General features: G+C 43.4%; 11 protein-coding genes. 6 read left to right on the top strand and 5 right to left on the bottom strand.

Translation table 11 applies throughout. The features are described 5' to 3' along the window. Positions 1 to 170: 170 nt before the first annotated feature. Positions 171 to 1,364, bottom strand: coding sequence for a multidrug effflux MFS transporter (locus R7E00_RS02635; RefSeq protein ID WP_017821607.1), 1,194 nt, complete (start codon positions 1,362 to 1,364; stop codon positions 171 to 173). A 105-nt stretch (positions 1,365 to 1,469) separates the two neighbouring features. Between R7E00_RS02635 and R7E00_RS02630 the strand changes: the two genes are divergently transcribed. Together R7E00_RS02630 and R7E00_RS02625 are read left to right on the top strand one after the other, a co-directional pair. After that, on the top strand, positions 1,470 to 2,357 hold the full coding sequence (locus R7E00_RS02630) for a LysR family transcriptional regulator (protein WP_017635852.1): 888 nt from the start codon (positions 1,470 to 1,472) through the stop codon (positions 2,355 to 2,357). Positions 2,358 to 2,540: 183 nt separating this feature from the next. Beyond that, positions 2,541 to 4,361 (top strand): putative bifunctional diguanylate cyclase/phosphodiesterase, encoded by a 1,821-nt coding sequence (locus tag R7E00_RS02625; RefSeq protein ID WP_005375494.1) that lies wholly within the window; start codon positions 2,541 to 2,543, stop codon positions 4,359 to 4,361. A gap of 106 nt (positions 4,362 to 4,467) precedes the next feature. Here R7E00_RS02625 and R7E00_RS02620 read toward each other — a convergent pair whose 3' ends face one another. Both R7E00_RS02620 and R7E00_RS02615 read right to left on the bottom strand, forming a co-directional pair. Next, complete coding sequence (locus tag R7E00_RS02620; protein ID WP_025768471.1) at positions 4,468 to 5,751, bottom strand: peptidoglycan DD-metalloendopeptidase family protein; 1,284 nt, start codon at positions 5,749 to 5,751, stop codon at positions 4,468 to 4,470. Between the two features lie 124 nt (positions 5,752 to 5,875). Then, on the bottom strand, positions 5,876 to 6,505 hold the full coding sequence (locus R7E00_RS02615; RefSeq protein ID WP_085569299.1) for a hypothetical protein: 630 nt from the start codon (positions 6,503 to 6,505) through the stop codon (positions 5,876 to 5,878). Positions 6,506 to 6,705: 200 nt separating this feature from the next. On the opposite strand from R7E00_RS02615, the gene R7E00_RS02610 reads away from it, so the two are divergent. From R7E00_RS02610 to R7E00_RS02595, 4 genes are all read left to right on the top strand, one after another. Further along, a complete protein-coding gene (locus R7E00_RS02610; RefSeq protein WP_047101644.1) occupies positions 6,706 to 7,107 on the top strand; it encodes a GFA family protein in 402 nt (133 codons plus the stop codon). A 153-nt stretch (positions 7,108 to 7,260) separates the two neighbouring features. Then, positions 7,261 to 7,932, top strand: coding sequence for a YoaK family protein (locus R7E00_RS02605; RefSeq protein WP_005375484.1), 672 nt, complete (start codon positions 7,261 to 7,263; stop codon positions 7,930 to 7,932). A gap of 455 nt (positions 7,933 to 8,387) precedes the next feature. Further along, entirely contained in the window at positions 8,388 to 9,752 is a 1,365-nt protein-coding gene (locus tag R7E00_RS02600; protein ID WP_136976482.1) for a YjiH family protein, read from the top strand. Between the two features lie 437 nt (positions 9,753 to 10,189). After that, complete coding sequence (locus R7E00_RS02595; RefSeq protein ID WP_158155337.1) at positions 10,190 to 12,061, top strand: methyl-accepting chemotaxis protein; 1,872 nt, start codon at positions 10,190 to 10,192, stop codon at positions 12,059 to 12,061. A 143-nt stretch (positions 12,062 to 12,204) separates the two neighbouring features. Here the strand turns inward: R7E00_RS02595 and R7E00_RS02590 are convergent, their stop codons facing one another. Together R7E00_RS02590 and R7E00_RS02585 are read right to left on the bottom strand one after the other, a co-directional pair. Next, positions 12,205 to 12,552, bottom strand: coding sequence for a hypothetical protein (locus tag R7E00_RS02590; protein ID WP_080996664.1), 348 nt, complete (start codon positions 12,550 to 12,552; stop codon positions 12,205 to 12,207). A gap of 232 nt (positions 12,553 to 12,784) precedes the next feature. Beyond that, positions 12,785 to 13,942, bottom strand: coding sequence for an amino acid permease (locus tag R7E00_RS02585; RefSeq protein ID WP_005375474.1), 1,158 nt, complete (start codon positions 13,940 to 13,942; stop codon positions 12,785 to 12,787). Positions 13,943 to 14,595: the final 653 nt, after the last annotated feature.

Below are 14,595 nucleotides of genomic sequence, written 5' to 3'. Positions count from 1 at the left end.
CCTAACGATTAGAGATCGGATAGTCATTTGGGCAGAAATGTATTCCAAGCTTGAGAGAAGTATCAAGGTTCGCCCTCTTCCTTTCAAACCAAGTCATTCAGTATACACAACAGGCCAGACTTAATTTAGCTGCGCATTTTAGAAAGCCGACCTTCTGGTTGCAAGTATATTCAGATGGAAGTTTCTGCTTGAACCGTCCCTTCTGGCACTTTACGAAATTGGCTTAGTACAAGAACAAAGCAAGAAAGTAACGCAATAAACAAATAAAACACCCCAAGCTGCTGCTGATTCGTAACCCATGAGTCTACTAAGTACCCACCAAACAAACCTGCTAAACACATTTGAATAGAACCAGATAGCGCAGAAACCGCGCCTGCCTGTTGCTTATGTGGTGAAAGTAGCAAACTGATCGATACTGGGAATGACATGCCTTGAGCAAAACTTAAACACGTGAATGCCGTCAGCAATGAAAATACACTGAAGGGGGTAACCAACAACATGAAGCCAGCAACAGCAACAATCGCGAAACTCATCAGCAAGATTTGCTGAGCTTTGTAACGAGCATTGATCAAATTCAGCACTAAGCTACCCGTCAGCAAACCAACTGATGGTATGATCATCAAAGAGCCGTAATCTGCCGCCGTCAATCCTAACTCTTGTTGCATTAAAAATGGATACAAGGAGAGCGTAACCAGAGCCGATAAATAACTAAGCCAGTTGTAGCTCGCACTACCAATCACTTGTGTATTCGTTAACAGACGCAAATAGTTCGCGCTTACTTCGCCTACTTTAAATTTTCTCTTCGGATAAGGCAGCGTTTCTGGCAGCACCAATAAACCAAGTGTAAAAATTGCCATTAAGTAAATCAGCACAAACACGAAGACAGCATGCCAACTCAGGTGAAAAGCAATCCAGCCACCAAACAGCGGAGCAATAATTGGCATCACTGAAGCAGTGACTGAAATATAAGATAGCGCTTTGGTTAATTGCATACCGTCATAACTATCACGCAGTACTGACCGACCAAGTACCGAAGCGCTGCCCGCTCCTAGGCCTTGCAGTAACCGTCCCGCTTCAAGGGCAACAATGTTGTCCGAAAACGCGATGCAAATAACCGTACCAACTAGATATACACTTTGCCCCAAAATAAACACCGGCCGACGACCAATCGCATCAGACAATGGGCCGTAAAAAAGCTGAGAGATACCGAAGCCAACGAGAAATAGCGTGACGAGATTCTGAATCGAATGTTGCGGCAAATTCAAGTCATGACCAATCAACGGCAAAGAAGGAAGATAAATACTAACGCCAACTTGGCCTGTGGCAATGATCATCATCGCTAATAACAATGGTGTTTTACGCAAACGTTCCTCCTACTTTGTGACAGATTGATGGCAAACAGTGTATATTTGATACTCAAAGATGATAATCAGCTAAGTTGGAAAGGAATTAATTCCCAAGGAGATACAATGGACTGGATTCAAAGCGTGAAGAGTTATATTCGTGTGGTCGAAGAAGGTAGCTTTAATGCAGCAGCGCGGAAACTCAATACCACCAGCTCAGCTATCAGTAAGCGAGTTCAATGGCTAGAAGATAAAATTGGCGTTCAACTACTCAAACGTACGACCCGCTCAATTAGCCAAACTGAAGCTGGTGCGCTGTTTTATCAACGAGCAAAAAGTCAGCTTGATTCATGGCAATCGGTATTAGATGAAACTCGCTCAGTCAACCAATCACCAGCGGGGCTATTAAAAATTGGCGCGACACTGGCCGTTGGTTCCAAGTTTCTAGTTCATTATCTCGATGATTTTCTTGAGAAATATCCAGACATCACACTTCAATTAACAACAACGCTACCAGGCCAATTGCCAGAGCTAAGCTTAGACCTGTTTATTAGCCGGGAATTAGAGCAACTGAACTCTCTGAGTTTCAAAGCCACTGCGCTTTTCGAACATAAAGCCCAGTTTTACGCTGCGCCTAGTTACCTAAAAAAATATGGAACACCGCAATGCGTTGAGGATCTGACAGAGCATAATGTCCTGATTTGGGGAGAAAAACCCTCACGAGAAATCAAAACAAATCGAGGTAAGCGTATCAGCTTGTCCGGTAACTTTGCCACGACCAACCCAGAAGCGCTGTTTCATGGTGCCAAAAGAGGCATGGGTATTTTGATGACGAACAACGTCATGATCAAAGATGATCTCAAATCCGGCGCGTTAGTCCCTATCCTGCCCGATATCACAGCGGATAAAGCCACTGTATATGCCTACTATCCAAAGCTGGATTATCAGCATACCCGGACTAAGCTATTCCTCGATTATCTCAAATCACGATTAGAAGAGGAGAAGCGCGCCTAGCTTAGCGTTTTTATCGCTATACCTTTAAAAGGTTCAAGCATAAAAACATGAAAATAATGATTTGTTCGTTCACAAAATTTGAAAAATCTGCCTTAGTAACCGATAGTTTATTTGATGCATATCAAATAATAATTCGTCGTGTCTTACACGATATGTTAATAACAACGCTAGGTGAAATGCTCGATGGGTCAGGTACAAATCAGTTTCCACAAAATTGATGAGATATTGAAGCTAAACGGCACGGCTCAGCTAAACCGAGTCACGTTAGATATTCATCAACACTTGCAGAGCCATTGCACTTGCGTTGTAGAAGTTGCGCATCTTCAGCATTCGGCTCATACCATTTCCTTCGCCAGCAATGGAAAAATTACAGACAACCTAAGCTACCACCTTTCAGGCACCCCCTGTGAAAAAGTGGCGAAAGACATTGGCGAACATATTTTCTATCAAGACCAGGTATACAAGCGTTTTCCTGAAGATCAGATGTTTCAAGAAGATGGCATTCAAGCTTACATTGGCCTGCCATTGAAGACACAAAATGGCGAAGTTCTGGGAATTTTACTGTCTACCTTTACCCGAAGCATCCACGCGAAAGAAGCGCAAGATATCCTCGACTTCCACCGATTTTATGCCAATGTCATTATTCATAGCTTACGTGAAAAGTGGGTCAGTGAACGTTCAGATAAGCTTCTTAATCAGCTTAGCTATGAGGTATCGCATGATAACCTAACTGGACTGCTCAACCGTAGCTGTTTAGCTGATACCTTGGAGACATTAACGCAGCAAGCGACTCGTCCATTCAGTTTGGCGTATCTTGATATCGATAATTTCAAATCGATCAATGATATCAACGGAAACTATATCGGCGACCAAATCATTAAGTTCACAGCTAACGCCATTCAACAGAGCTTGTCGTCGCCAAACAATGCGTTCCGTGTTGCAGGAGATGAATTCGCCTTCATCACGTACGACGAAGATCCTGTCGCCGTGTGTCAGGAAGTACTCGACAAAATTGAAAGCGGCTACAGCGACAAATCTAACCGGATTTCTTTCACCGTTAGTATTGGTATTGCACGTGCCCCAGTACATATGTTGAACAGCGATGAGCTGATTTTGAATGCCAGTCTCGCTCTCAAAGATTGTAAAAAACACCGCGATACACGGATTCAGCATTACGACACACACCTTAGTGCGTTATACCACCGTAGGACGCAGCTTATTGAGGCAATGCGAATCCAGCTAAGTACTGATATACAAGACAGCGATGAGTTGTATGTAGTGGTTCAACCGATCGTCGATATCACGAGCGACCGCTGGAATTACTTTGAAATTTTGACTCGTTGGAATAGCAATATCTATGGAAATATCTCTCCAGCGGAGTTCATTGAAGCTGCCGAACAATCAGGCCTGATTATCGAGTTAGGTGAACGGATTATTGAACTCGCGTGTATCGCAAAGCAAGAACTCGAAGCGAACCTAGGCTATAAAGTCAAACTCTCCATCAATTGCTCAGCGTATGAGCTGGTTGATTCCAACCGTTATATTAATCACTTAACCAACATGGTTGAAAAGTATCAGCACGAAGCAAAAGACTTTGTTATAGAGCTCACCGAGACCGTCTTACTCTCACAAAGTGGCCGTGAACAGATGGTACTTAACTCGTTGCGATACTTGGGTTTTAAAGTCGCACTGGATGATTTTGGTACGGGATACTCAAGCTTGAACTATATACACAATTATCCGATTGATAGCATCAAAATCGATGCTACCTTTGTGCAGAACATGCTCTCAAATACAACCTCTGAACAAGTAGTGTTTTTGATAGCGCAATTGGCAGAGCTGCTCGATGTGGATTTGATTGCCGAAGGAGTAGAAGACGATAGAGCACTACAAAAGTTAATTGAAATGGGCTGCCACTACATCCAAGGTTATTTTTACTCTCGTCCACACAGTGTTGAAGAAATCGTACACCTGATAAATGAACGTGAAGTGCGGAGTGCCTAACGTACTGAACAGACTGCTGTCATAGAATTCAAATCTAGTTAATGCACAAAGTAAAAGAGACCAAGCTATGCTTAGTCTCTTTTTGTTTTTTGAGCGAAGTACTTTATTACAGCACTGCTTTCTCTTTATCGCGTAATAGTCTATCCATTTCATCTCTGTTCGCGACAAAAGTAGCCATCTCTTTCTTAGGAACAGAACTCGCCATTGGGATATTTGCTCGCATAGCGTTAACTGGACGGCCGTATTCAATCAACTCATAGTGAAGGTGTGGCCCAGTCACTCGACCTGTTTTACCAGAAAGACCGATACGCTGGCCTCGAGAAACCTTTTGCCCTTTCTTCACCAAAATCTTACTTAGGTGTAAGTAACGGGTTTTGTATTTGCTGCCGTGCTCAACAACCACGTAGTTACCCGCATAAGGGTGTTTACGAGTCATGATCACTGTACCATCACCAGTAGAAACGACTGGTGTACCGGTTGGTACAGCAAAGTCAGTGCCGTTGTGCGGCGCAACACGCCCCGTTACTGGATGTAAACGATTAGGATTAAAGCCAGAACTGATACGCCAACGGCTACTTACAGGGTAACGCTGGAATGCGCGCTGTAAGCTTTCACCTTTGGCATTGTAGAATTGACCATCAGTATGAAGGTAAGCGGTGATCTCGCGGCCGCGATTATAAATCTTAATCGCCTCAATTTCGTTCTTACCTGTTGGTACACCATTGATGCTTTGTGAGCGACGAACAACTTCAAATCGATCACCTGCACGAAGATCACGTCCAAAGTTAAGTTGTTCTTTGAGTAAGCTTACGACTTGACTCACTTCCGCCGACGTTAAACCTAAACGACTCGCAGAAGAAGAAAAACTGCCTTGAATAACGCCAACTAAAGGTTCTTGGCTCCACACGCCAGGAATGGAAATATCAGTAAAGTCATAGCTACCATCACTATTCAGCTTGTAGACCACTTTATCTGCAATAGAAAATTGCAGTTCCATTTTCGCTAACTCGCCTGTCGCATCATCACGCCAGAAACGGAGCGTATTGCCCGGCTTAAGTGTATCAAGTGCCAAGTAGTTCAAATCCGTTTCCATTACTTTCATTAACGAGCTGTAACCGAAACCGAGCTGACTAAAAATAGTGCTTAGGTTGTCACCTGCTTGGATTTGATATTCGAAGTTCGGGGGAGTGACAACTTCGGCAGTTGTCGCATCAAGAATTTTTTCAACGACCTGAGATTCAGGTAGGTTCAATGCGATGGTTTTGGTTAAAGATGACTCTTTGAGAGAGTGAGAAACACCAATCGCAACTAAAACTGGCAAGGAGTATAACAGCAGCGCTCTACGACTTGTCAGATTCGGCAACCGTCTTGTAATTTCATTTGTAGACACGGGAATTACTATCTCCTTTCAAACAAGGCTCATAGCTTATGCATTCCCGAATAAGAAATCACTAGGAAATTTCGAGATCTAGCGCAGAAAATACTGAATTTTTACAGAACTCAAAAAAAATTCATCACTGTTGCATATGTAAGTTATTCCCTACACGCTGTAATGTGGATGAATTGAATTGATTTGGCGTGTCTGCCATTGCTTGATCGTCACCGTGCGCTAAATATGAAAGCGTGATAGTTGTATCACTTTTCCATTCGAGCTGAGTAAATTTCACGCGGTCACCAACAAAAATACTGTCTAAAAGGACAACTCGGCTCGGCACGGGGTCAAACTTGAACAAGCCAACATAGTTAAACGAACCGCTACCTTGTGTCGTTACAATCATCGGTGCAACAACCCATGAAACACCTTCAATCTCACGCTGACTAATCGACGCAGTTGGAACAAGTACCTGACCTTTTGTCGCACCTGCATCATAGTCACCTATCAAATAGCCGTTTTCTTTATCCCACTCATCAAGAAAAGTGACCGCACTTTGCTCGGGTACTTGGATCGTCCAAGGGTTACGTGCAGTGATGCCAAGCGTCTCTTGCACAATAACGTTAGTTTCTACTTCTGTTTGAGGAAACTTAGCCATGATCTCGTCATCAGACAAACTAAAACGATAAACACCTGCGATCACAACCACAACTAATAAAACGATTGGAATAAGTAGAATAAGTGGTATCGGCAGGATTTTTTTGTAAGTCATGAAGGCTTCCTTGTTTCAAGGTATAAACGAAAAGCGAGTATACCATTGTATACCCAAATGATTTCACCTCTTCAAGTGTTTCAAAATTAAACTAAACTGATTGTATCCAAATAGTTTCAAGTCCAGAGCTAATAACGAGCCAGTGACACAAGCTCTGTGCTCTAGGTCTATCGGTGTGTTGGGACAAATAGGTAATCACGATGACAAAAACCATTCATACATGCGAGTGCGCCTGCGGTTTAGTTGAGATCCGTTGTAAGGGAGAGCCCACCCACACGTCTGTCCGTCATTGCTTCGAATGCCAAAAACGAACTGGCAGTGTTTTTGGGGTACAAGCTCGCTTTGAAAAAGAGCACGTCACTTTAAACGGTGAAGTCACTAGCTATACCCGAATTGGCGATGATGGCAGTGAGGTTCAGTATGACTTTTGTCCATCCTGCGGCACGACAATGAGGTTGTTCGTTTCTGCATACCCAGAAATCATGATCATTCCCGTCGGTCTATTTACCGATAAAGAGTTCCACCAACCTACCGTTTCAGTCTATGAACAAATGAAACACGGGTGGGTGAGTTTCGAATGCACAACGGAACACATCTGCTAGCGAGCAATCCTCGTTCACGTATTTACTTTGGCTCGGACAAACGACCTATAAGTGAGATTTTTTTGAGAATGATCAATCGAGTTTTACTGTAAAGGGTTTCGTAACTCGGTGTGAGCGTTATAATCGGCTCCTAATATTTGGTTGGGGTTTATTGTGATTTCCAGACTTCCTCGTTGGGTGGAATATGGCGCGTTTCTACTAGCTCTTCTCGCGGGCTGCGTCAACGCCGTTGGTCTTCTCGGCTTTCAACACCAAGCGATAACTCATCTTTCGGGAACCGTAACTCAGCTAGGGAACAGCTTGCTAACAGGTGTGGATAGCTCCATTCACCTGCTCTTCATCGTATTTAGCTTTTTGATTGGCGCTGCCTTTAGCGGCTTTTTTATTGAAAGCAGTGCGTTAAAACTAGGGCGAAGATATGGTGTTGCACTGTGCATAGAAGGGAGCTTGCTCTTACTCAGCTTGGGCTTTTTGGTGCAAGGGGATTTGTACGGCCAATATCTAGCATCAGCAGCATGTGGATTACAAAACGCAATGATCACCACGTTTAGCGGCGCAGTAGTCAGAACCACACATATGACCGGAATCATCACCGATCTAGGGATTATGATTGGAGAGAGCTTGAGAGGTCGTCAATTTGACCGACGTAAAGCAAAATTATTCCTATTCATTTTCTTTGGCTTTTTGTTTGGCGGCGTCGCGGGAGCGGCTCTATTTACGGTATATGGTTTATATACGCTGGTTTTCCCAGCAATATTGGCTTTTTCTACAGCTCTGATTTACTGGAGTTACCTATACATACTTAGCCGTCAACAAAAAGCATAAAATTTCGATCCGATTGAAGCGACATGCTTCAATCGGATTTGGCTCAATAGGTTCACACTGCAACGGTACAAGAAACGCTGAACGGTATTTTGACACCACTAAAAACCTTAGAATAGATAAGGCTAACTGAATTTCTGGCAAAGAAGTTAGTTAGATCAAAATCACATTTGTTTACCATTTTATTATTCCAGTCACAATGCGCCCCATAATTCACTGCGCAATTCGCCCCTCGTGCTACAATTTTCTAACACAAGCAACATATTCGCATACACTTAGACGTTATTTGACCAATTACCCGACAAATCGGCTGAATAACTAGATGTATTTAATGAATAGTATTGCAATGGATGCAGTTTGCGGGTACCCTCCGCAAAACTGTGATTAAATACGGATGTTTAGTGAATATTTATGTCATGGAAATGGCAAGTATTGACTAGTAGTAACACGAGACAACTATGCATAACACCACTAATGCTACTGAAGCTCCTAAGGGCAACTTTTGGATGTTTTTCATCCCTTCCCTAATTGGTCTTCTACTCTTTATGGCTCCGATCTCTTACGATGGTGGCCTAACCATTCCCGTTGCCGTGATGGCAAAAGTCATCCCAGCGGTGTTAGGCGATACCTTGATTGCTATCGTCACCAGTATCATCGCTTTCATGGCCGTTGCTTCTGTTCTTTGCAAAATTTTTAAGCCAGCTGCAATTTTACGTAATGGTTTTTTAAACGGTCTCTTCAACCCATCTCCACTTTGGCTCGTTGTTCGTTTAATCGGCGGCGCTGCCGTGTTAATGACGTTTTTCCAAGTGGGTCCAAAAGCAATTTGGGAAGAAAACACTGGCGGGCTTGTTCTTACTGGTCTCCTACCTACTCTGTTTGCCGTTTTCATTTTCGCGGGTTTACTGCTTCCGCTTCTTTTGAACTTCGGTCTTCTGGAGCTATTTGGTGCGTTACTCAGTAAAATAATGCGTCCGGTATTCAACCTACCTGGCCGCAGTGCAATTGACTGTATGGCATCTTGGTTAGGCGACGGAAGTGTTGGTATCTTGCTAACCAGCAAGCAATACGAAAATAAGTTCTATACTCAGCGTGAAGCGGCTGTTGTCGGGACCACTTTCTCAGCAGTATCGATCACGTTTAGCTTAGTTGTTATCGCTCAGGTAAAACTAGAGCACTTATTTTTGCCTTTCTACGGCGCTATCTGTCTAGCTGGTATCGTAGCTGCGATTATCATTCCTCGCCTGCCTCCGCTTAGTCTGAAGAAAGATCGCTACATTGACGGCAGCAACCCAGATAAAGACGCAGATACAGTGCCAGAAGGCCACACCACATTCTCTTGGGGTATGGATCTAGCTCTTAAGCGTGCTGGTCAAGTCACATCGGTTCAGTCTGTATTTAAAGAAGGCGTACACAACGCAGTCGACATGGTATTTGGCGTACTACCTGTAGTTATGGGTCTTGGTACCGTCGCATTGGTGATTGCAGAATACACGCCTGTATTTGCAATTCTGGGTCAACCGTTTATCCCATACCTAGAGCTACTGCAAGTCCCTGAAGCTGTTGCAGCATCACAGACAATAGTTGTTGGCTTTGCAGATATGTTTATTCCAGCAATTTTAGCGGCCTCAATCGATAACGAAATGACACGTTTTGTTATTGCAGCAATGTCAGTAACTCAGCTTATCTACATGTCGGAAGTAGGTGCCCTACTGTTAGGCAGCAAAATTCCAGTAAACATTGTAGAGCTCTTCGTAATTTTCATTTTACGTACGTTAATCACGTTACCTGTGATTGCTGGCGTTGCTCATCTTATTTTCTAAAATCGAGACGTCAATTAACAAAGGCTCCGCATCGTCGGGGCCTTTTTTATACCTAAAACTCCGTCCACATTAGGCTTTTAGTAAAAAGCTCATAATTTACAAAGACAAAACTTAAACAAAAACACCTTTCAGCACCAACAAAATTTTCATCACCTCACCTGTAAAACCAGTTGATACCACTGTTTGTTAAGCAATTCTTTTCATTATGACGATTTCATTAATCGAGCTCGCAAACATGATCACACTCACAAGTTTTAACGTAAACTATCGTTTTGTTTAAATTTAGTTAAAAAAGACGACAAATGAGTTCATGTTTTTGACAAAGATGTCGATAAAAATATAACCAAACACAATAGGTTTCTCTTTATGCCCAATTCGCTCGGTTTAAAAGAGGCGAAAGCAAAGTGGAACCAACCGGGAGAATCAGAGGAAAGCTCATGAAATTCAGACATAAGGTTGTCACAGCCTCTTCATTTTTGCTGCTAATTACCGTGTCGTTATTGTCGACACAACAAGTTATGACCATCCGCTCCCAAACTCAGGAGCAAATCGACTCAAGTGTCAACGAGATATTGACCAGTGTTGGTAACACTGTGCAATCAGAAATGGATGCAAAGAAGGATCTCGCTCGCTCCATTACTGAAGTGATTGAGCTTGATCCCAGTTCACATAGCTATGTTCAAAACATACTTGAAAGACCGACGCCAAAAAGCAGCTTCCTTGCCATCGGTTTTGGTTATGAAAGTAATGGCTTTGTGATTGAAAATGACGACGGCTGGGATGCGGGTCCAGACTACGACCCACGTCAGCGTCCTTGGTTTATTGCAGCTAAGAGCAAAGGCGATTTGGTCGTAACCGATCCGTACGTCGATGCGTCTTCGAAAAACGTTATCATCTCTGTTGGTACACCAGTAAAAGAAAATGGCCAGTTTTTAGCCGGTATGTTTTATGACCTCGAATTAACTACCCTTTCAGATCTGGTCAACCAAGTGAATCTGTTTGATGCTGGTTACTTATTTCTGGTCACCGCTGATGGCACAACCATTGCTCACCCTCAAAGTAAATACAACGGTGAGAAAGTCGGTAGCTACCTCCCGCAAATCGAACTTACGCAATCAGCACAACATGTTGAGATTGATGGCAACCGCTACATGGTTAACCTGACTCACATTCCTGGCGAGAACTGGTACGTAGGTTCGGTGATCGATGAAGCTATTGCCTATTCTGCCGTAGGAGAGCTTCGTAACAACGCTATTATTTATTCAATCATTGCCGTGATTGCATCTATTATCGCCCTAACTCTGTTGATTCGCACTCTCATGCGTCCTTTGGACACGCTAAACAATGCGATTAAAGATGTAGCATCAGGGAAAGGCGACCTTACACAACGCCTCGAAACAGATACTGACCAAGAGTTTTCTGAGCTTGCCACAAACTTCAATACGTTCATGGAGAACTTACAACAGCAAATCATTGAGTCGAAACGTATTTCTGATCAAATTTTAAATGGAACTCAAATCACCGCTGAGGGCGCAAAAGACTCGGCAGGCGCAATTCACACTCAGCTGCAAGAGCTAGAACAACTTGCTACCGCGATGCATGAGATGTCTGTCACCGCGACAGAGGTTGCTAATAATGCGCAAGGTGCGGCAAGTGCAGCCAAAGAAGCCGACCAAGCAACGGTTGAGGGATCTTCTATCGTTGGTGAATCGACACAAACGATAAACATGCTTTCCGATAGCATTGACCTTGCAGTCGAAGAAGTACAAGTGTTGGAATCTGCTACTGCCAATATCGAAACGATTCTAAAAGTCATCAACGATATTGCGGACCAAACGAACTTACTCGCGTTGAATGCCGCAATCGAGGCTGCACGTGCGGGAGAATCTGGCCGAGGCTTCGCCGTTGTTGCAGATGAAGTACGTACACTGGCACAACGTACTCAAGAGTCGACAACAGAGATTCGTACTATGATTGAGCAACTACAATCTGGCGCTTCATCTGTGGCAAATGCCATGCATCAAAGCAAAGGTAGTGCTATAGAGGCCGTTGAAAAAGCGGGTTTAGCAAATAGTGCGTTACAACGCATTCGTGACGCGATTCAGCGTATTTCCGATATGAACTTGCAAATTGCCTCAGCAGCGGAAGAGCAAAGCCTTGTCGCTGAAGAGATCAACAACAATACGGTGAATATTAAAGACCTATCGACTCAAGTCGCCGAATCGGCAAATCGAACCAACGACGCGATGCAGGCGCAACAAGAAGATGTACATAAACAAGATCAAATCTTAAATAGATTTACTGTCTAACACTCATTTAAGCAAAAACAGCGAGCACCGGCTCGCTGTTTTTGTTTTTAACCCTCTACCCTAGTATTGGTCGATGTTATATGTGCCATGTTGGTGCTATTAAGCTCAACATTACAAGAACGCGACTATGTGTCCTTTCAAGTTTAATTGAGCTCGACATGGATATAGCGATCATTAGAACGACGATAATAGCGGTCGTCCACTTTTAGATAAGTGAAATCTCCAATCTTTATGTAGGTACTATTCCGAGGAATTCGGTCATGGTAATAGTAACTGCGCCTTGGTCGTCTGGTCTCCACATAAATAACGTCACGATGTTTGTGTTTATGCTTGTGCTTGCGCTTGTGTTTATGATGGTGGTGATGCGCATGATGGTGATCGTACCCGTACCGATGTCCATGCTTATGCTTCGGGTCAGCCACCGCTTCTGTACTCAACACACCTAAAGACAACATAACGCCAACCATGGCAAAAGATAATTGCTTTGACACAACAGAGCCTCTTATTCATATCAACATCGATATAATAGAAGGGTGAATCACTGTACATGTCAGCCTTTCGCTAAGGAGTTTTACTAAAAAGTCAGCGCTAACCGTGATTATCAGAGAAACGTCAAACATCACAAATGCTGATGACTTTGAGTGGCCTGGGTTCGGCTATGAATACAAAAAAGCCGCCCGTTTGAATACGAGCGGCTCAGTTTTTAAATAAGCTAGCGTGATTTTATACTGCTTGGGCAAACAGCAAGAAACAGCCGAATAGGAAGATCATGCTCATTCCCATTGCGCCGCCACCAGCTTCATAAATATTGTCATCTTCTACCGGCACTCGGCGCACTTTCATGGTCATTGATAATGGGACAAAGACCGCGAGAAACACAAGAATAATCCCCGCGTAGCTGAGAATAGCTAGGAAGTGTTCTGGCGCAAATACAGCACCTAATAGTGGTAGCACAAAAGTAGTAACAAAAATCACTGGCTTACTTGCTTTCAGTAGGTCTGCATTTTGATCGTATAGCGCCATTGCAACACCTAAGAACGACGTTAGCAGTGCCAAACCAGTAAACATGGATAGGATGAACTCTAAGCCCTCGTATTGCTGACCTAGTACCGAGATCAACTCTGTTACGTTGGAGTATTGAACAAGCTCATGAGGTGGTAGGTTGCCGACAACCGCTAACAACCATAACAGGTAACAAACAAGCGGAATAGTTGAACCCACGATAATCATATTACGCAGTTGTGTTTTACTCGCTTCTTTGTTGTAAGTTACAAGCGATGGGATCACGACCATAAAACCGAAACTGGTGAAAAGCACCGAACTGGTTTTGATAAGTGCCATTTTATCGTCGCTCACAACCTCATCAAGTCCTTCAAACGAGACGCTTGGTGCAAGCGCAAAAAGTGTCAGGATCAGTGCTACGATCATGCCTAGGAACAAACCGCGATTCAGCTTATCTACTACCCCTGTACCTGCCGAAACAATGATACCAACTAAAAGAGTAAAACCGACTTGGCTTGAGATCGTAGATGTTGGAAGCCCAATTGAGGCTGTTACTTTTTGTACGAGATCACCCGCACCAATGATGTAAGCCATTAATAGACAAACTAACAGGGCGTAAAGCAAGCTGTTGGTTACCAACTGGCCTCCTTTACCAAGCGTTTCGCGAGCAATTGCATTCATGCTCACACCACCACCTACTTTACAACTGGCTTCAAGAAGGAGCAGCGCAGCATAAGTCGTTCCAGCCCAGATGAACAACATAAGAAGAGTGCCCCAAAGGAGGCCAAATTGAGCAAGCACCATTGGTATAGCAAGCATACCAGCGCCAAGAGCAGTACCTGCAACGATCAGGGAGCTGCCGACAAGTTTTAGGTTCACGGTTAATACCTCTAAATTCAATCCGTTAATTTCTCACCAGTTGTGCTTTATCTAAAGCACACAACAAAACGCTCCGACTTAGTCAAAATTTGGTTACAAGAGCACTATGTTACAAGAGCCCTGTATGGCTAAGAAAACACGCAACAAAAGGTGGTTAATCATTTGCACATGAACACTTGAGAGTCGTTTTTGGCGATGTCATCGTTGATGAAATGTGCGCAACTTTGGGTTCGAAGCAAAATTGTTCATCTTAATTCATCAACCCCATTCGTTATGAATGGATTTGGTTCGAAAAGATTGTAAGGCATAAGCAGGACGATTGAAAAGCAAAAGGTCAATCTTATAGCGATATATTTTAACAACTCTTATCTTTTACCTAAGATGTGTTGTTTTTTTCGTCACTAATTAGTCTTTTATCGCTTAAAGAGAAGGAAGAACGTGCTCAATGGCTCAATTTGGCTGGGTGTACAGATTAATTTACAGTTTAAGTGAAGGTGTTAGATTCCAAGGACGTAGCCTAGATCGGACAATATCGCTATTATTCGCTGCGTACCGACACTGTTCGGTTCACATACCTCTAAACACTGATTTACGGTTCGAAAATATAGGTAAATGAGTGTCCGAATGCTGGGTGTGGTTCCCCAGCATTTGCA

The organism is Vibrio sp. Vb1755 (assembly GCF_033338635.1).
GTDB lineage: Bacteria > Pseudomonadota > Gammaproteobacteria > Enterobacterales > Vibrionaceae > Vibrio > Vibrio alginolyticus.
The sequence above is the reverse complement of the archived record's forward strand: the minus strand, read 5'-3'. Positions and strand labels throughout refer to the sequence as shown.

Bases quoted from the DNA above. Each gene is read 5' to 3' on its own strand.
- R7E00_RS02630 (WP_017635852.1), top strand. From the start codon at position 1,470: ATGGACTGGATTCAAAGCGTGAAGAGTTATATTCGTGTGGTCGAAGAA.
- R7E00_RS02625 (WP_005375494.1), top strand. From the start codon at position 2,541: ATGGGTCAGGTACAAATCAGTTTCCACAAAATTGATGAGATATTGAAG.
- R7E00_RS02615 (WP_085569299.1), bottom strand. From the start codon at position 6,505: ATGACTTACAAAAAAATCCTGCCGATACCACTTATTCTACTTATTCCA.
- R7E00_RS02610 (WP_047101644.1), top strand. From the start codon at position 6,706: ATGACAAAAACCATTCATACATGCGAGTGCGCCTGCGGTTTAGTTGAG.
- R7E00_RS02600 (WP_136976482.1), top strand. From the start codon at position 8,388: ATGCATAACACCACTAATGCTACTGAAGCTCCTAAGGGCAACTTTTGG.
- R7E00_RS02595 (WP_158155337.1), top strand. From the start codon at position 10,190: ATGAAATTCAGACATAAGGTTGTCACAGCCTCTTCATTTTTGCTGCTA.